This window comes from Mycolicibacterium wolinskyi str. Jessa 2025 (genome assembly GCF_049241375.1).
In the GTDB taxonomy this organism is placed as follows: domain Bacteria; phylum Actinomycetota; class Actinomycetes; order Mycobacteriales; family Mycobacteriaceae; genus Mycobacterium; species Mycobacterium wolinskyi.
Window position 1 is genome coordinate 3,213,375 of record NZ_CP185960.1, and the last position, 15,845, is coordinate 3,229,219.

Sequence of the window (15,845 nt, forward strand, 5' to 3'; positions counted from 1 at the left end):
GTTGATCAGCTAATGAACTTCGGATGACTGCCGGGTAATTGGCGCGGCCGCCGAGCCGGTCTTTCGAGGTCATCACGCTGGTAACACCGTCGGTAAGGCCGTCGGTAGAAGGCTCGAGTCACCGAAAATCGGATTTTGCACAAGATGCCGTTCCGTGGCGAGCAAAATATGATCGTCGCGGCATTTCGTCGGGGAGTACAGGAATTGGGGCCAAACGGGTGAAGACGGTACTGGGACTGTCAGTGACGTCGGACGGCGTCGGCTGGGTCCTTGTCGACGGCGATGCACCGGACGGCACTCCGCTGGACGACGACGCGTTCGACGTCGACACCGCCGACGAACTCGCCGACCGCGGGGCCGCGGCCGCACGGGGCGCGCGCTCCATCGCCGCGTCCAGCGGACAGGAGGTCCGGGCCGTCGGCGTCACGTGGTCCGAGGACGTCGACGCCGAGGCCAGACAACTGATCGCAGCGCTTGCGGCCGCGGGCTTCACCGATGTGCGCGTGGTGCCGGCTGCTGATGATGCAGACGACACCGACGACACTGATGAAGTCGACGAGGATGACGAGCCCAAGTTGTCGCTCGCACAAGCTGCGGCCCGCGCGGTCGCGACCGGTGCCGTCGCCGTCCAGCGCACGCGGCCCGACGTCGGCTCGGCCGTCAAGGCCAGAAGGTTCACGGGGCTTCGCGTCGGTGGTGCCGCTGCCGCGGCGGTGGTGATCGCCGTGCTGGTGGTGGGATCGCAATCCGTTCCCGAAGCTCTGCAGCCCGCGCCCGAGCCGCCCACCCCCGCGTCGGCCGGAAATCCGCAGGTCGTCAGCGTCGCGGTACCGCTCGTCGGCACCAAGCGCCCCGCTGTGGTCGAACCCGGTGCGGCCGAGTCGGCCGAGCGGGCGGACCGCACGCCCGTGTACGAGCCGACGGAAACCTTCGACACCGCGGTCGTGGAGTCCAGTCCGGTGGTTCAGGCCGCGCAGCCCGCCGCGACGATCGAGCCGCCGGTGAGCACACCCGAGCCCGCGTCGGCCGTCGTCGCACATCTCCCGGTCGCCGCCTTGCCCGGACCGGCCGGCCCGCAGCTGTTCGCGCCGGGGCCCGTGCCTGCCGCGGCAACCGCTCCGGCCGCGGCCGCGCCGCAGGCACCTGTTGTCACGCAAGCACCCGGCGTCGCGCAGGCACCTGTTGCCGAACCGGCACCGGCCATCGCGCCGCCGCCCCCGCCGATATTCGTCAATCCCTTCCTGGCCGGGCTGCCCTGACAAATTTGCGCATTCAATTTCTGTTTGCGTTAATTTGCTGCGTTTTCGTGTTCGCCGAAAATCCAATTCGCGGCATGAATAAGGCGTATTGTTCCGCATGGTCGGGGCCGTTACGAGGGGTTGGCCGCGGATGGCAATCGTTGCGACCATACGGCGTTACGCGGCCGTCGCATTGGCGGCCGCGTTAGCGCCCGGGGTCCTGGTCGCACACCCGGCCCATGCGTACTCGAATGCGCCGATCGAATTTCTCGACGTGCCCTCGTCTGCAATGGGCCGCGATATCCGGGTCGAATTCCTCAGCGGCGGACCGGGTTCGCACGCGCTGTATCTGCTCGACAGCATGGAGGCGGGCGACGACCGCAACGGGTGGGATATCAACACCGCCGCATTCGATCTGTTCGACGGGTCCGGGCTTTCGGTCGTGATGCCGGTCGGTGGCAAGTCGAGCTTCTACAGCGACTGGTATGCACCGGCCGTCGGGAACGCGGGGACCGTCACCTACAAATGGGAGACGTTCCTGACCCAGGAGCTGCCGGCGTGGCTTGCCGCGAACCGGGATGTCGCGGCGTCGGGTAACGCGGTCGTCGGGCTCTCGATGGGCGGATCGGCGGCTCTGGTCCTCGCGGCGCACCACCCGGACCGGTTCGTCTACGCCGGCTCGCTGTCGGGCTTTCTCAACCTGTCGGCGGGGGACTGGCCCGGCAAGGTGCGGATCGCGATGATGTGGAACGGCGGCTTCAACCCCGACGCGATGTGGGGCCCGCCGGGTGATCCGGCCTGGGCGCGCAACGATCCCACGGTCAACGTCGGGCAGCTCGTCGCCAACAACACCCGGATCTGGATCTACTGCGGCAACGGCACACCGCGCGACCCGGCGCTGGCGAGTCCCGACGCGCCGATCGGCGGGCTCGGATTCCTCGAAGGGTTCGCGATCGATTCCAACCGGGCCTTCACCGACGCCTACATCGCGGCAGGCGGTCGCAACGGCGTGTTCGATTTCCCGGACGGGATACACAGTTGGGGGTACTGGGAGCAGGAACTGCAGCGGATGAAACCCGACCTGCTGCAGGTCGTCGGGTCAGTGCCGCAGGACGGCCGACCGAGCGAACTCGCGGACCCGGTCCTTGGCGACCTTGCCGTTTCCGGTCAGCGGTAGCGCGTCGACGAACAGCACCACGCGCGGGCGTTTGAAACCCGCGATGGCACAGCGCACATGCTCGATCAGCTCGTCGGCAGACGGCTCGCGGCCCGCCGCCGGCACGACGACCGCACACACCGCCTCGCCCCAGTAGTCGTCGGGGACCCCCACGACGGCGACCATGTCGACATCGGGATGACCGGACAACACGTCTTCGACCTCCCGTGAGGACACGTTCTCCCCGCCGGTGACGATGACGTCCTTGAGCCGGTCCACCACGAACAGCCGACCGTCGGCGTCGAGGCGCCCGACATCGCCGGTGCGCAGCCACCCGTCGGTCGTACTGGGCTGGGCCGGCCAGTACCGGGGTGCGACCTGGTCGCCCCGCACCACGATCTCACCGACCTCGCCGACGGCCAGCGGCATGCCGTCCGCGCCGACGATGCCGACTTCGACGCCGCGATGCGGATGGCCGGCACTCACGAGTAGCCGGGTATCGCCTGCCGCTCCGGCGCGGTGGTCGTCGGGGCCGAGAAACGTGATGTTGCCGCCGGTTTCGGTCATGCCGTAGCCCTGGTGGAAGTCGACGCCGAGCAGGTCGATCGCGCGGCGCAGTAGATCCAGCGGCATGGCGGCCGACCCGTACGCGACGGCTTGCAGGGTCGGCAGTCGGGTACCGGTGCGTTCGAGATGGCCCAGTAACGAGTGCAGCATGGTCGGGGCCAGCGAGCACGATCGCACGGCGTGCGTGCGGACCAGATCGGCGAAGGCTTCCGGGCGGAACTGTGCGGTGAGCACGACCGTCGAGGCGGTCGCGTGGTGTACGAGCATGTTGTAGCCGGCGATGTGACACATCGGGAACGGCAACAGATACACCCCGCCCGGTTGCACCGAGCGGCCGGCGACAGTTCCACGGACCGCAGCGAGAATCGAACGATGGCTGTGCACAACACCTTTCGGGGCGCCGGTGGAGCCACTGGTGAACAGCAGCCACGCCGGATCATCCGGACCCGCGGCATCGGGGTATTGCGGGTCAGCCGTTGTCGCATTCCGCCAGGCGGGCGAATCGAAGGTCACGAGGTGCGAATCGCCGGGGGTGTTGTCCAGGGCCGACAGGTATTTCGCGTCACCGAGCACGAGCGCGGGACGGGTGGCGTCCAATTGCGCAGCCTGCTCGGCGGGGCTCAGCCGTTGATTGATCAGGGTCAGCACCCGGCCGCTGCGCGGGACTCCGTAATAGAGCAGGGCATAGGCGGCGCCGTTGTCGGCGATGACGGCGACCCGGTCGGCCGGATCGGTACGTGAGGCGGTCCACGCGGCCACGGAACGGATCTGGCGATCGAACTCGGCGAATCCCGTCGTCGTACCGTCATCGGTGATGAGCGCCGTGCGGTGGGGTGCGGTACGCGCGGCTTCCGCGATCAGCTCGTGCAGCACGTTCATGGCTGCTCACACCGGGTGGGCACCCTTGACCTCACGGCGCGCGGACTGCTACACATGGCCTCAGCTTATGCAGTTGAGCGATCGCCCAAAAATTGGCCGTGCGCGGCGGCTGGGAGCGGCTGCGCATTGTCGTGGGCTGAGTCAGCCTTGCACCTGTTCGGCGCCGATCGCGGCGTGCGCGGGCGCGATCGTCGGTTCGGGGTAGCCGGCGCCGGTGACCACGTCGCGCACGGTACCGCCGACCGTGTCCGCCAGGTCGGTGGGAACCAGCGCGATCACGCATCCGCCGAATCCGCCACCGGTCATCCGCGCCCCGAGCGCACCGGCACGCACCGCCGTGTCGGCGATCAAGTCGATGTGGGGGGTGGTGATCTCGAAGTCGTCGCGCATCGATGCATGCGAGGCCGTGAGGATCTCGCCGGCCTGGGCGTAGTCGGAAACCTCAAGCGCCGCAACGAAATCGAAAACCCGCTGGTTCTCGGTGAGGATATGGCGAGCGCGTCGGGTGTCTTCGGGGTCGGCCAGCCCGTCGAGGGCGGCCAACCCGCGGGATTGCAGCTCGCGCAGCGAATCGACCTGCAGCGCAGCGGCGACCCGCTCACACGACGCCCGGCGGGCTGCGTACTCGCCGCCGGCATGACGATGCGCGGCACGGGAATTCATCACCAACAGGGATATGCCCGCCGAATCGGGGTCGAACGGTACCGGTTTCACCGTGAGGTCGCGGAAGTCGATGAGCATCGCGCGCTGCGGTTGGCCGAACAATGAGGCGAGCTGGTCCATCAGGCCGGTCGGCGCGCCGACGTAGGTGTTCTCGGCCCGTTGCGCGATGCGGGCCTGCTCGACCCGGTCGATGGACTGTCCGCTGGTGAGCGCCGCCAGCACCGCGCATTCCAGCGCGGCCGACGACGCCAGGCCCGAGCCCATCTCGACATCGCTGGTGATGGTCATGTCGCCGCCGGTGATCGGGTGGCCTGCCGTGCGCAGGGACCACATCACCCCCGCGATGTAGGCCGCCCAGCCGGTGATGTCTCCGGGAGCGGTGCCGAGCGGTATGTCCACCTGGCCCGATTCGCGATCGCTTCGCACCGTGATCGAGTCCGAATCATCGGGCCGGTACTGCACGACGACGCGTTGCGGCAACGCGATCGGTAACGCCCAACCGAGGTTGTAATCGGTGTGCTCGCCGATCAGGTTGATGCGGCCGGGAGCCGCGTAGGTGACCATCACAGCTCCGCCAGCCGTGCCGCGACGCTCTCGGGCGTCACGTCGCTGATGAAGGCGTCCATGGCCGATTCCGAACCGGCCAGGTACTTGAGTTTGGTCGCGCTGCGCCGCACCGACATCAGCTCGACGTGGAAGTAGCCCTCCCGCTGGTCGTCGCGGTCGCGGTACTGGTGCAGCGCCGAAATATACGGCAGCGGCGTGGGATACATGCGGTCGAACCTCTGCAGGATGTCGCGGTAGATCTCGGCGAAGCCGTCCAGCTCGTCGTCGCCGAGCTCGGTCAGGTTGTGTGCGAAACGGTTCGGATAGATGTGAACCTCCACCGGCCAGCGGGCCGCGAACGGCACGAACGCGGTGAACAGCTCGGTGCGCGCGACGACACGCACGCCCGCGGTGAGCTCGCGGGCCAGCAGATCGGCGAACAGGTTGGTGCCGTTGCGGGCCCGGTGCTCGCGCGCGGCGCGCAACATCTGCTCGGTACGCGGCGTGAGATACGGATAACCGTAGATCTGGCCGTGGGGGTGGTTGAGGGTCACCCCGATCTCCTCGCCGCGGTTCTCGAAGCAGAACACCTGCTGTATCGCACTGCGGCTCAACAGGTCCGCGGTGCGGTGCCGCCACGCCGAAACCACCAGCCGGGCGTGGGGGAGCGGCAGCTGCGCGAACGCACCGGTGTGGTCGCTCGAGAAGCAGATGACCTCGCAGCGACCGTGTCCGGGCGCCGCGGCGAATTCGGTGCCGCCGGTATCGGGCAACGAGAACGCGGAGTCACCGGACAGGCTGGGAAAGCGGTTCTCGAAGACGACGACGTCGTAGTCCGGTGCGGGGATCTCGCTCGTCTCGCCGGACGGTCCCGGGCACAGCGGGCACTGGTCGGCGGCCGGCAGGTAGGTGCGATCCTGCCGGAGTGCCGCGATGACCACCCACTGGCCGGTCTGGCGGTCGAAACGCAACTGCGACATCTGTTTTCCGCGCGCGGGCAACGGGCGGCGATCCGGTACCGGGTCCGGGGTGTGGCCCGGCAGCGAGAAGTACAGTTGCTCGCGGCCGTCGGCCAATGTCCAGCGCAGGGGCTCGGTCATGACTGTCCCGCCACCTGGGCGATCACCACATTGCCGACCAGGCCCGCCAATGCGGCGCGATCCTCGTCGGCCAGCCCGTCGTCGACGATCAGGGTGTCGACCTGCCCGAGGCCGGCGAAGACGTTCGTGCCGATCTCGCCGTACTTGGTGTGGTCGGCCAGCACCACGAGCTGGGCGCCGATCCCGATCAGCGTCCGGTTCGTCTGCGCCTCAGCGATGTTGGGTGAGGTCAACCCGGCCTGCGGATCGAACCCGTGCACGCCGAGGTAGGTCGCGTCGACCCGGAACGATGCGAGTGCCGCGTCGGCGATGGGGCCCACCAGCGCATCGGAGGGCGTACGCGTGCCACCGGTGAGATAGACCTGCGGAGCGTCGGCGCCGTCGGTCGACGGTGCGGTGAGCACATCGAAGACCGTGAGGGAGTTCGTGACCACGGTGATCGACGGCCGGTGCCGGAGCCTGCGGGCCAATTCGGTTGTCGTGGTGCCCGCGCTGATCGCGATGGTGACGCCGTCGGCGACCATGCCTGCCGCGACATCGGCGATCGCGGCCTTCTCGGCCCGCTGCTGGGCGGCCTTGACCGACGACCACGGCTCCTCGCCGCGGTTGTGCCGGGTGACCGCGCCGCCATGCACCTTGCGCAGCAGATCCTCGGCGTCCATGGCATCGAGGTCGCGGCGCACGGTCATCTCCGACACCGCCAGCTGAGCGGCGAGCTCGGCCACGCGCACCGCGCCACCCGAGTTCAGTGCACGCAGGATCGCGCGTCGGCGTTCAGCGGCCAACATTCGGCGGTGGCACCTCCTTCGAGTAGATGCGGCAAACGAACAGTAACAAACAAATTCTCACCGAATGCCTCATATTCTCGCCCCATCCCTGTTACCTTCTGGTTGTTTTCGTTGGAACCTGATACCTCAGAAGGTGTGGATGACCACAGATTTGGCGACGACCACCCTCGCGGCTGACAGTGTTCTGCGCCTGTCCGTCGGCGCGCTCGACTACCTGTTGATCGCGATCTACTTCGTCTTCGTCCTGGGAATCGGCTATATCGCCCGCAGCCAGATCTCGACGAGCCTGGACTTCTTCCTGTCCGGTCGCCGGCTGCCCGCCTGGGTGACGGGCCTGGCGTTCGTATCGGCCAACCTCGGCGCCATCGAGATCATGGGCATGTCGGCCAACGGAGCCGAGATCGGCCTGTCCACGATGCACTACTACTGGATCGGCGCCGTCCCGGCCATGCTGTTCCTCGGCGTCGTGATGATGCCGTTCTACTACGGCTCCAAGGTCCGCAGTGTGCCCGAGTTCATGCGCAGGCGCTTCGGGCCTGGCGCACACCTCGTGAACGCGATCAGCTTCGCCGTCGCTCAGGTACTGATCGCGGGCGTCAACCTGTTCCTGCTGGCCACCGTCATCAATGTGCTGATCGGCTGGAACCGGTGGCTGTCGTTGATCGTCGCCGCCGTCATCGTGCTCACTTACACTGCGCTGGGCGGGCTTTCAGCCGCCATCTACAACGAGGTGCTGCAGTTCTTCGTGATCCTCGCCGCGCTCGTGCCGCTCACGGTGTTCGGCCTGATCAAGGTCGGCGGGTGGAGCGGCCTCAAGGAGAAGGTCATCGACACCACGACCGACGGCACGGTGACCGCCTCGGTACACGAACAGCTCACGACCTGGCCAGGACAAGCGTTGTCGGGCTTCGACAGTCCGCTGTGGTCGGTCATCGGCATCGTCTTCGGCCTCGGCTTCGTGCTGTCCTTCGGTTACTGGACGACCAACTTCGTCGAGGTACAGCGCGCCATGGCCTCGAACTCGATCTCGGCCGCCAGGCGATCACCGATCATCGCGTCGTTCCCGAAGATGTTCATCCCGTTCGTCGTGGTGATCCCTGGCATGATCGCGGCGGCCGCGATCGGTGACGTCATCAACCTGAAAACCACCGGCACGGGCGACATCACCTACAACGACGCGATGCTCGTGATGATCCGCGACATCCTGCCGAACGGCCTGATCGGCGTCGCGGTCACGGGTCTGCTCGCGTCGTTCATGGCGGGCATGGCCGCCAACATCTCGGCGTTCAACACCGTGTTCAGCTACGACATCTGGCAGCAGTACGTGGTCAAGGACCGGCCCGACGGCTACTACATCCTGGTCGGGCGGATCGCGACGGTCGTGGCCACGGTACTGGCGATTTTCACCGCGCTGATCGCCGCGGGCTACTCGAACCTGATGGACTATCTGCAGACGTTGTTCGGGTTCTTCAACGCGCCGCTGTTCGCGACGTTCATCCTCGGCATGTTCTGGAAGCGGATGACCCCCACCGCGGGCTGGATGGGGTTGGTGGCCGGAACCCTTTCCGCCGTATTCGTTTTCATCCTGTCCGAAGTGGGCGTGATCAACCTGCCCGGCCAGGGCATGCCGTTCGTGGCGGCGGCCGCGGCCTTCGTCGTCGACATCGTCGTCAGCGTCGTCGTCAGCATGGCGACGAGGCCGAAACCCGCCGCTGAACTGGTCGGCCTGGTCTATTCGGAGACGCCGCGCGAGATCTTCCACGACCCCGAGAGCGCCGGTAAACCGTGGTATCTGCGTGCGACGCCGCTCGCCGGCGTCGCGCTGGCCCTCACCGTGATCCTCAACATCATCTTCCACTGAGCCGGGAGCCCGAATGTCAAGCACTGCAAGGACCAAGCCGCAGTTTCGGCTGTTCGACATCCGCAACATCATCGGTGCGCTGCTGGAGATCTACGGCGTGGTGTTGCTCATCGCGGGCCTCGTGCCGGCCGTACTGGCCGACCGTCACGAGGAGACGACCAACAATCGCGTCGACCTCTACATCGGAACCGACGCCAACTGGTGGGTCGGCGTGTGTCTGCTCGTCGTCGCCGCCGTCTTCTTCGCGTGGGCCTACCTGCGACCGGTGGCCGTCGACGACGAACAGGGGTGATCGCGGCGTCGAGAACAACGAAATGGTCGAAGTTTCATTGGGAGATCGACCTTTTCGTCGTTCTCGGTAGCGTTACGCGGAGCTGTCGGCGCTCTCGGTGGCGACCGACTTGGCCCAGCGATAGTCCGCTTTCCCGGCAGGGGAGCGGACGATCTTCGGCGCCCGGATGAACGCCTTCGGGATCTTGTAGCGCGCGATCGAACGCTGACACACCTCGACGAGTTCCTCGTCGCTGGCCGACGCGCCGTCGGCGAACTGCACGACCGCGACGACCTCGCTGCCCCAGCGTTCCGACGGCCGGCCCACGACCACGACGTCGTAGACGGCCGGATGCGCGGCCACCGCGCGTTCGACCTCCTCGACGAAGATCTTCTCACCGCCGGAGTTGATGGTGACCGAGTCGCGGCCCAGCAGCTGAATCCGCCCGTCCGGCAAGACATTTGCGCGATCACCCGGCACCGACCAGCGCACGCCGTCGATGGTGGGGAAGGTGCGCGCGGTCTTGGCCTCGTCACCGAGGTAGCCGAGCGGGATGAGGTCGCGGCGGGCCAGCCAGCCCCCGCCTTCGCCTGGGCCGAGCACCCGGCTGAGGTCCTCGGCGACCACGGCGGTGTCGGACTGCGGGTTGAACGTGGCGACATCGGTCTCGGCACCCGCGGTTGCGTACGTGCTCATCTGGGCGCCGGACTCCGACGCCCCGACCGCGTCGAGCAACATGAGATGCGGCAGCGCGGTCAGGATGCGCTCGCGCACGGTCGGTGACAGCGGGGCGCCGCCGTTACTGATCGTCACGAGGCCCGACAGGTCGTAGTCGCCGGTCTCGATCTCGTCGAGCAGTGGCCGCGCGATCGCGTCGCCGACCACCGGAATGCTCAGCACCCGTTCACGTTCGGCGAGGCGCAGCGCGGCGTCGGGCTGCAACCGCACGACGTCGTCGGGAATGACAAGCCGCCCGCCCATCGTGATGGCGTTGTAGGCCGCCCACTGCGCGGCACCGTGCATGAACGGCGGGATCATGAGCATCGACATCGCGCCCGCCGACGCGCGCGCCTTGTCCGCGAGTTCGTCGTACGAACTCAGGAATGTGTCGCTGCCGAACGGGCGCCCGCCCATCGAGGACAGGAAGATGTCGTGCTGGCGCCACAGCACGCCCTTGGGCATGCCGGTGGTGCCGCCCGTGTAGAGGATGTAGAGGTCGTCGCCGGACGGGGTCGGCATGTCCGCGGGCGCGGGCGTCGTCAGGATCGTCTCGTAGTCCACCGCGCCCGGCAGCAACTCGTGCCCCGACTCGTCGGCGACCTGGATGAGCACCGCCAGATTCGGCAGCCGGTCGCGGATCGCGGCTACCCGCGGCGCGAACTCTGCGTTGTAGATCAGGGCGCGCGCATTCGAATCGGTCAGCAGATAGAGGAGTTCTTCCTCGACATAGCGGTAGCTGACGTTGAACGGGGCGACCCGCGCCCGGTAACTGCCGATCATCGACTCGAGGTACTCGTTGCCGTTGCGCAGATAGATCCCGAGGTGGTCCTGCCCCGATTCGTGCCCGGCCAGCGCAGCGCGCTCGGTGTGCGCGCCCAACCCGGCCGACACCAGGTAGTGAGCGAAACCGTCGACGCGCGCGTCGAACTGCGAATAGCTCAACCGGCGGTCCCGCCACACCAGGAAGGTCTGATCGGGGATGGCGCGGGCCACCGTGGAGAAGACTGTGGACAGGTCGAACGTCACATCACCGCTCATGGCACTCCTGTGTGCATGGATTTTGGTGCCACGACCATACACCGGTCACATAGTTGTATGGCCGGGTGCCGGATGTGAATCAGCTGGGGAAGAACCCGTTGCCCGTCAACACGCCGGGCTGCCAGCCGCGTGCGCCGAGGCACAGCATCGGCCGGCCATCGGGTGACTGCGCGGCTGCCTGCGGGCCGGGACACGGCGAGCCGATCTCCTGCACCCCGTGCAGCGGATAGGCGTGAGTCCAGAAGCCGGTCGTGACGGGCGGCCACTGATTGGGGATCCACCGGCACTGCAACGGTTCCCCGCCGGGGCCCCGGCCGAAGACGTTGCGCTCCCAGCTGAAGCACGGGGCGCCTTGATGCGCCTCGTAACTCATGCCAGGCACATCGGTCGGATACCGGCCCGGCTCGTCGAAATACATGTTGTCGTCGGCGGCCGCACCGGCCGCCGTTGCCAGTGCGGCTCCCGTGATCGCCGCGGCGACGCACAGTTCGCGAATCATGTCTCACCCTCAGGTCTGCCGGCCAGGTCGTTTGTCCTGGGCCCGAAGCCTAACCGGTGACGCCCGCGCGCCGTCGGCTTTTGCCGACCGGCCTACTCGGTGGTGTCGGTGTCGGTATCGGCGCGGGTGGTGTCGGTGTCGAGCACGCTGACCGCGATGCCGTACGGCAGGAACCGCACCCGGCGCACCGGATCGGTGTTGGTGGCGTTCGCGCGCAGTGCGTCGAGCTCGGTGGGGAAGACCTGTTCGATGTGGGCGCCGCCGTTGTCGTCGACGGTGTAGATCGCCCACACGCCGTCGCCCTTCTCGCCGGTGGTCTCCGGCTCGGTGCGGGGACGCGACATCCGGCTGAACTCGTCGAGCAGCCCGGCCCACCCGGCACGCTCACCGGACGTGGTGAAAAACCTGGTCATGCCCTCGAGCGCGTCGCGCAGCCCTTCGCCGGCCTCGCGGGCGACACGATCGAAGTCCTCGGGATCGAATCCGAAAGGTCCGTTGCCGCTCATCGCGACCTCCTAGTCAAACCGCAGTCAACTACCAGTGTGCGCGCAGCCGGCGCGATGCGGGATGGTAAACGAACCATATGAGCTTCACACGTGCCGAGCTACTGGCCGCGGCGGAACGATCGCCGCAGGCCGCGGGCGCCCACGACCGCGACGGGTGGGTCGGGCTGTTCGCTGACGGCGGACAGGTCGAGGACCCGGTGGGCTCGCGGCCGCACATCGGTCGCGAGCGGATCGCACGCTTCTACGACACCTTCATCGGCCCGCGTGACATCACGTTCCACCGCGACGTCGACATCGTCGACGGCACCACGGTGATCCGCGATCTCGAACTCGAGGTGGCGATGGGCTCAACGGTCACCATGAGGATTCCGGCGTACCTGCGATATGTACTGCGGGCCGGAACCGACGGCCCGCAGATCGCCGAACTGCAGGCCTACTGGGAGTTGCCCGCGATGGTCGGCCAGTTCGCCCGCAACGGCCTCGGTGCGGTTCCGGCCGGTCTGCAGCTGACCGGCGCGCTGCTGCGAAACCAGGGTCCGGCGGGCGCCGTCGGCTTTGCGAGCGGGTTCCGCGGCGCGGGACGGCGGGGCCGGAAACTGTTCACCGGGCTGCTCGCCGACCTGTGCGCGGGTGATGAGGTGGCGCTGCGCCGTAGGTTGAATCGCGACACCGCGGTTCTGGCGGGCGACACCGCCCCGCTGACGGCATCGCGGCTCGTCGAACAGACAGCCGGGGCGAATTGGCGCAAGGTGATCGCGTCGGGTCACAGTTTCGTGGCCGGCCTCGATTCGGGCGGGCGGCGGGCCGTGCTCATCGCCGACCTGACCGCGAAACCGGTCGCCGTCGAAAGGTTGCGCTACTTCGCCGAGTGATCGGCCATACCGGCCCGGTTGTATCGCCACGGGCAGCCGGCGTGAGACGGTATCTACACCATGGCTGACCACGACTACATCACCTACGAGGAATTCGGGCGCCGATTCTTCGAGATCGCCGTATCCGAGGATCGGGTCGGCGACGCCATCGGGGCCATCGCGGGCGATGCGTTCGAGATGGGTCCGATCGGCCAGGGACCGGGCAAGATCGCCAAGGTCACGGCGCGCGTGCAGATCCAGAAGCCCAGGGTGAGCCGTCAGGTCGGCGACAGAATCAGCTTCTCCATCCGGATACCGCTGGAGATCGACATGGTGATCGATCTGCGGATCGACCGGCCGCAGTTCATGGTGTTCGGTGAGATCGACCTGCGGGCAACGGCGTTGGCCGCCGAGCCGCTGCTGCTGATCCTCGACGTGAAAAAGCCGCGCCCGTCCGACATCTCGATCCACGTGACGTCGAAGTCGTTGCGTGCCGAGGTGCTGCGCATCCTGGCCGGCGTGGATGACGAGATCAAACGCTTCATCGCGGCCCACGTGGCTGGTGAGATCGACAGCCCGGAATCCGAGAAGGCCAAGGTGATCGACGTCGCCAGAGAGCTCGACTCGGCCTGGACCGGGATCTGATCGCGCCAGCCCGTACGATTCACAGCATGCAGCGCAGAACCGTCCTGGCCATCCGTGTGCTCGCCGCCGCGGCAGCGATCGCGACCGGAGGGGCCGTCGCCGCCGCACCGGCCGGCGCCGATCCGGTCGACCCGGCGTTCATCGATGCGCTCGGCCAGGCCGGCGTCGCGGCAGCCGATCCCGCTCAGGCGATGACCGTCGGGCAGTCGGTGTGCCCGATGCTCGCGGAGCCGGGGCAGACCGTTGCCGATGTCGCCGCCAAGGTCGCCGACACCGGCGGCATGCCGATCGGGCCGGCGACGATGTTCACCGGGGTCGCGATATCCACGTTCTGCCCGGCGATGGTGGCGAGGATGGGCGAGGGTGCGCCGGCCGATCTGGCGAACCTCCCGCTCTCGATTCTCGGTTTCTAAGCGCTCAGGCTCAGCAGCACCGGGCGGCGCGGTGCGCGGCCCGCGCCGGCCGAGCGGCCGCGCAGGTGGCGCCAGATCCACGGCATGAGCATGTTCTGGGTCCACAACGCCTGCGAATAGGCGCGCGACCGAAACGACTGCGGTTCGGCCGCGCCGCCGGCATGGGCCCAATCATGGCTGCTGCCAGGCAATCCCAAGGCCTCGGCGGCGGCAGCGGCGAACAGCATGTGGCCCTTGGCCGAGCCGTGTACCCGGTCGGGGCTCCAGGTCCCGGCCTCCCGCATCGACGCCGCCGAGTACAAATCGACCAACCGGAACCCGTACCGGTCGGCGGCCGCGGTGATGGCGGCGTTGATGTGCAGCACCCGTTTCCCGAGCAGCCGGCCCACCGGCAGGATCTGCGTGATGTCGGGGAATGTCGTCGTCACCACCGTGGCACCGGACGCGGAGAGCGCGGCGTAGATCCGATCCAGATCGTCGAGCGCCCGGTTGAACGACCGCCCGGGCCGGGTGACGTCGTTCATGCCGATGCAGATGGTGACGAGATCGGGGCGCATGGACAACGCCTGCGGGAGTTGGTCGGACAACACATCGCTGATCCGATGGCCGCGCACCGCGAGATTGGCGTAGCCAAGGCCCGGATAGTGTCCGTCGAGTTCGAGCGCGAGGCGGTCCGCGAACCCTATCAGGCCGACGGTGTCGTCGCCGTCCCACAGTCCTTCGGTCTGGCTGTCGCCCAGCGCGACATACCGGGTAAAGCTTCGCACTCTGGCGACTTTAGCGCCGCGCCGACGCGGACAGGCCGGCGACCCGGCAGGCAAACGACAAGAGGGGCGCCCGAAAAGCGCGCCCCTCCATGATGTTTGGGAGAAGTTTGGCGTTACTTCACGTCGACGTAAACGGTCTTGTCGGTGACGGTCGTCTGCAAGCTGTCACCAGGATTACCGGAATCGGTACGTGAGAACGTCTGTCCCGGGCGGACCGCGACGACGGTGGCCTTGTCGAGCGGGGTCGAGCCGGTCCGGTTGACGATCACGGTGTAGCCCTGCGACTGGAGTTCACTGATGGTCTCCTGGGCGTTACCCGGTCCGGTCGGCGCGGCCTGCGCCGGTGCGGCGAGGCCGATCACAGCCGCAACAGCTCCACCCGCGAGTGCGGTAGCAAATCCGAGCTTCTTCATCTTTCGTGCCTTCTTTCATTGTTCGGTTGTCTCGCGAGTCGAGGTGTGGCGCAGACGCCGTGCGTTCACCCAGTGCTCATCGCTAAGTTCCCAGAGGGTTACGTCCTGTTAAACACCCAGTTCAGGGATTTCATTCCAACTGCGCGAATTTGTTGTCAGCGGCCTAATTTATGTGGTTGAGTTCCACTCAAAGGGGCATGTGAGACGGCCGTCTCACTTTTGTAAGTGACCTGCTTCATACCAAACCAGCAAAGTGATGACGGTTACGGCCGGCGCGCCTGCCACTCGGGCAGGGTCGCCTCGACCCGCAGCAGATGCGGCGCGAACCGGATGGCGGTCACCTGCAGCCCGTGCGGCAGCTCGGGCAGGCGGACGGGATACGACGGCGTGCGCCGCGGCACCGCCCAGCGCCGTCGCCCGACGACCAGACGCGTGGGGATCAACCGCAGCGTCGACCCGTCGAGGCGCACATCCAACTCGACATGCCCCAGCCGGGGGCGGCGGGCCAACCGCACCCGGGCCAAACCGTCGCCGCCCACCTGGACCCGTAGCCGCGGGACGGTGCGGGCGAGCAGTTCGTCGAGCGCGGGCGAAGCGGCCTCGAGTGTCAGTTCGACCGGCGTGGCCACCACCACCGGCGGTACTGACGGCCGGATGTGCACGTTGTGCAGTGTCACCGTGGCCCGTGCGAAACGGAGGTCGCCCCAACGGATGTCGCGAGCGCCGAGGTGGACGCGTCCCACTTGGCCCGCCGCCAACGTGCGGGCGTCGAGTCGAGATTCGAAATCGGTGACCGTCAGGGCCACGGTGTCACCGCCGAGCCGTACCGTGAGCCGGCGGCCGACCAGGAGCCGTCGCATCCTCAGCCGTACCGGATGTGTCACCGCACCAGCATCCGCCATCGCCGCCGCCGGTGTCGCGCCC

17 protein-coding genes are annotated in these 15,845 nt (G+C 67.5%); 7 read left to right on the top strand and 10 right to left on the bottom strand.

The features are described 5' to 3' along the window. Positions 1–218: 218 nt before the first annotated feature. Both ACOI2T_RS15795 and ACOI2T_RS15800 read left to right on the top strand, forming a co-directional pair. On the top strand, positions 219–1,259 hold the full coding sequence (locus ACOI2T_RS15795; RefSeq protein WP_421876971.1) for a DUF7159 family protein: 1,041 nt from the start codon (positions 219–221) through the stop codon (positions 1,257–1,259). A gap of 130 nt (positions 1,260–1,389) precedes the next feature. Further along, the gene (locus ACOI2T_RS15800; RefSeq protein WP_409505307.1) at positions 1,390–2,415 is read left to right on the top strand and encodes an esterase family protein; all 1,026 of its coding nucleotides are present in this window, start codon (positions 1,390–1,392) and stop codon (positions 2,413–2,415) included. Here the strand turns inward: ACOI2T_RS15800 and ACOI2T_RS15805 are convergent. From ACOI2T_RS15805 to ACOI2T_RS15820, 4 genes are all read right to left on the bottom strand, one after another. After that, a complete protein-coding gene (locus tag ACOI2T_RS15805) occupies positions 2,338–3,840 on the bottom strand; it encodes an AMP-binding protein (protein WP_409505308.1) in 1,503 nt (500 codons plus the stop codon). The genes ACOI2T_RS15800 and ACOI2T_RS15805 overlap by 78 nt on opposite strands. A gap of 141 nt (positions 3,841–3,981) precedes the next feature. Further along, complete coding sequence (locus tag ACOI2T_RS15810; RefSeq protein WP_409505309.1) at positions 3,982–5,070, bottom strand: galactokinase; 1,089 nt, start codon at positions 5,068–5,070, stop codon at positions 3,982–3,984. Continuing rightward, positions 5,067–6,149 (bottom strand): galactose-1-phosphate uridylyltransferase, encoded by a 1,083-nt coding sequence (galT, locus tag ACOI2T_RS15815; RefSeq protein WP_409505310.1) that lies wholly within the window; start codon positions 6,147–6,149, stop codon positions 5,067–5,069. Before galT ends, ACOI2T_RS15810 begins: the two co-directional genes overlap by 4 nt. After that, a complete protein-coding gene (locus ACOI2T_RS15820) occupies positions 6,146–6,937 on the bottom strand; it encodes a DeoR/GlpR family DNA-binding transcription regulator (protein WP_409505311.1) in 792 nt (263 codons plus the stop codon). The genes galT and ACOI2T_RS15820 overlap by 4 nt, the downstream gene beginning before the upstream one ends. Positions 6,938–7,076: 139 nt before the next feature. Here ACOI2T_RS15820 and ACOI2T_RS15825 point away from each other — a divergent pair, with 139 nt between their 5' ends. Both ACOI2T_RS15825 and ACOI2T_RS15830 read left to right on the top strand, forming a co-directional pair. Beyond that, positions 7,077–8,798: a sodium:solute symporter family protein gene (locus tag ACOI2T_RS15825; protein WP_409505312.1), complete on the top strand. Its 1,722-nt coding sequence runs from the start codon at positions 7,077–7,079 to the stop codon at positions 8,796–8,798. Between the two features lie 13 nt (positions 8,799–8,811). Further along, positions 8,812–9,090 (top strand): hypothetical protein, encoded by a 279-nt coding sequence (locus ACOI2T_RS15830; RefSeq protein ID WP_409505313.1) that lies wholly within the window; start codon positions 8,812–8,814, stop codon positions 9,088–9,090. Between the two features lie 72 nt (positions 9,091–9,162). Here the strand turns inward: ACOI2T_RS15830 and ACOI2T_RS15835 are convergent, their stop codons facing one another. The 3 genes from ACOI2T_RS15835 to ACOI2T_RS15845 all read right to left on the bottom strand — a co-directional run bounded on the left by ACOI2T_RS15835 (position 9,163) and on the right by ACOI2T_RS15845 (position 11,832). Further along, on the bottom strand, positions 9,163–10,827 hold the full coding sequence (locus ACOI2T_RS15835; protein WP_409505314.1) for an acyl-CoA synthetase: 1,665 nt from the start codon (positions 10,825–10,827) through the stop codon (positions 9,163–9,165). A gap of 79 nt (positions 10,828–10,906) precedes the next feature. After that, positions 10,907–11,326, bottom strand: coding sequence for a hypothetical protein (locus ACOI2T_RS15840; protein ID WP_085150786.1), 420 nt, complete (start codon positions 11,324–11,326; stop codon positions 10,907–10,909). Positions 11,327–11,418: 92 nt separating this feature from the next. Then, positions 11,419–11,832, bottom strand: coding sequence for an Rv0313 family protein (locus tag ACOI2T_RS15845; RefSeq protein ID WP_409505315.1), 414 nt, complete (start codon positions 11,830–11,832; stop codon positions 11,419–11,421). A 77-nt stretch (positions 11,833–11,909) separates the two neighbouring features. On the opposite strand from ACOI2T_RS15845, the gene ACOI2T_RS15850 reads away from it, so the two are divergent. The 3 genes from ACOI2T_RS15850 to ACOI2T_RS15860 are packed head-to-tail and all read left to right on the top strand — an operon-like array spanning position 11,910 to position 13,741. After that, the gene (locus ACOI2T_RS15850) at positions 11,910–12,704 is read left to right on the top strand and encodes a nuclear transport factor 2 family protein (protein WP_409505316.1); all 795 of its coding nucleotides are present in this window, start codon (positions 11,910–11,912) and stop codon (positions 12,702–12,704) included. Between the two features lie 60 nt (positions 12,705–12,764). Further along, a complete protein-coding gene (locus tag ACOI2T_RS15855; RefSeq protein WP_067851919.1) occupies positions 12,765–13,328 on the top strand; it encodes a hypothetical protein in 564 nt (187 codons plus the stop codon). A gap of 26 nt (positions 13,329–13,354) precedes the next feature. Continuing rightward, positions 13,355–13,741: a DUF732 domain-containing protein gene (locus tag ACOI2T_RS15860; RefSeq protein ID WP_067851918.1), complete on the top strand. Its 387-nt coding sequence runs from the start codon at positions 13,355–13,357 to the stop codon at positions 13,739–13,741. On the opposite strand, the gene ACOI2T_RS15865 is transcribed toward ACOI2T_RS15860, so the two are convergent. The 3 genes from ACOI2T_RS15865 to ACOI2T_RS15875 form a co-directional block, all read right to left on the bottom strand. Continuing rightward, positions 13,738–14,508, bottom strand: coding sequence for an SGNH/GDSL hydrolase family protein (locus tag ACOI2T_RS15865; protein ID WP_409505317.1), 771 nt, complete (start codon positions 14,506–14,508; stop codon positions 13,738–13,740). The two genes, ACOI2T_RS15860 and ACOI2T_RS15865, sit on opposite strands and share 4 nt — an antisense overlap. Positions 14,509–14,621: 113 nt before the next feature. Further along, positions 14,622–14,921, bottom strand: a complete 300-nt coding sequence (locus tag ACOI2T_RS15870) for a hypothetical protein (RefSeq protein WP_067851916.1) — start codon at positions 14,919–14,921, stop codon at positions 14,622–14,624. A 263-nt stretch (positions 14,922–15,184) separates the two neighbouring features. Beyond that, entirely contained in the window at positions 15,185–15,805 is a 621-nt protein-coding gene (locus ACOI2T_RS15875; protein WP_409505318.1) for an LmeA family phospholipid-binding protein, read from the bottom strand. Between the last annotated feature and the right edge of the window lie 40 nt (positions 15,806–15,845).

Bases quoted from the DNA above. Each gene is read 5' to 3' on its own strand.
- galT (WP_409505310.1), bottom strand. From the start codon at position 6,149: ATGACCGAGCCCCTGCGCTGGACATTGGCCGACGGCCGCGAGCAACTG.
- ACOI2T_RS15870 (WP_067851916.1), bottom strand. From the start codon at position 14,921: ATGAAGAAGCTCGGATTTGCTACCGCACTCGCGGGTGGAGCTGTTGCG.
- ACOI2T_RS15820 (WP_409505311.1), bottom strand. From the start codon at position 6,937: ATGTTGGCCGCTGAACGCCGACGCGCGATCCTGCGTGCACTGAACTCG.
- ACOI2T_RS15805 (WP_409505308.1), bottom strand. From the start codon at position 3,840: ATGAACGTGCTGCACGAGCTGATCGCGGAAGCCGCGCGTACCGCACCC.
- ACOI2T_RS15835 (WP_409505314.1), bottom strand. From the start codon at position 10,827: ATGAGCGGTGATGTGACGTTCGACCTGTCCACAGTCTTCTCCACGGTG.
- ACOI2T_RS15850 (WP_409505316.1), top strand. From the start codon at position 11,910: ATGAGCTTCACACGTGCCGAGCTACTGGCCGCGGCGGAACGATCGCCG.
- ACOI2T_RS15855 (WP_067851919.1), top strand. From the start codon at position 12,765: ATGGCTGACCACGACTACATCACCTACGAGGAATTCGGGCGCCGATTC.
- ACOI2T_RS15830 (WP_409505313.1), top strand. From the start codon at position 8,812: ATGTCAAGCACTGCAAGGACCAAGCCGCAGTTTCGGCTGTTCGACATC.
- ACOI2T_RS15860 (WP_067851918.1), top strand. From the start codon at position 13,355: ATGCAGCGCAGAACCGTCCTGGCCATCCGTGTGCTCGCCGCCGCGGCA.
- ACOI2T_RS15840 (WP_085150786.1), bottom strand. From the start codon at position 11,326: ATGATTCGCGAACTGTGCGTCGCCGCGGCGATCACGGGAGCCGCACTG.
- ACOI2T_RS15825 (WP_409505312.1), top strand. From the start codon at position 7,077: ATGACCACAGATTTGGCGACGACCACCCTCGCGGCTGACAGTGTTCTG.
- ACOI2T_RS15845 (WP_409505315.1), bottom strand. From the start codon at position 11,832: ATGAGCGGCAACGGACCTTTCGGATTCGATCCCGAGGACTTCGATCGT.
- ACOI2T_RS15800 (WP_409505307.1), top strand. From the start codon at position 1,390: ATGGCAATCGTTGCGACCATACGGCGTTACGCGGCCGTCGCATTGGCG.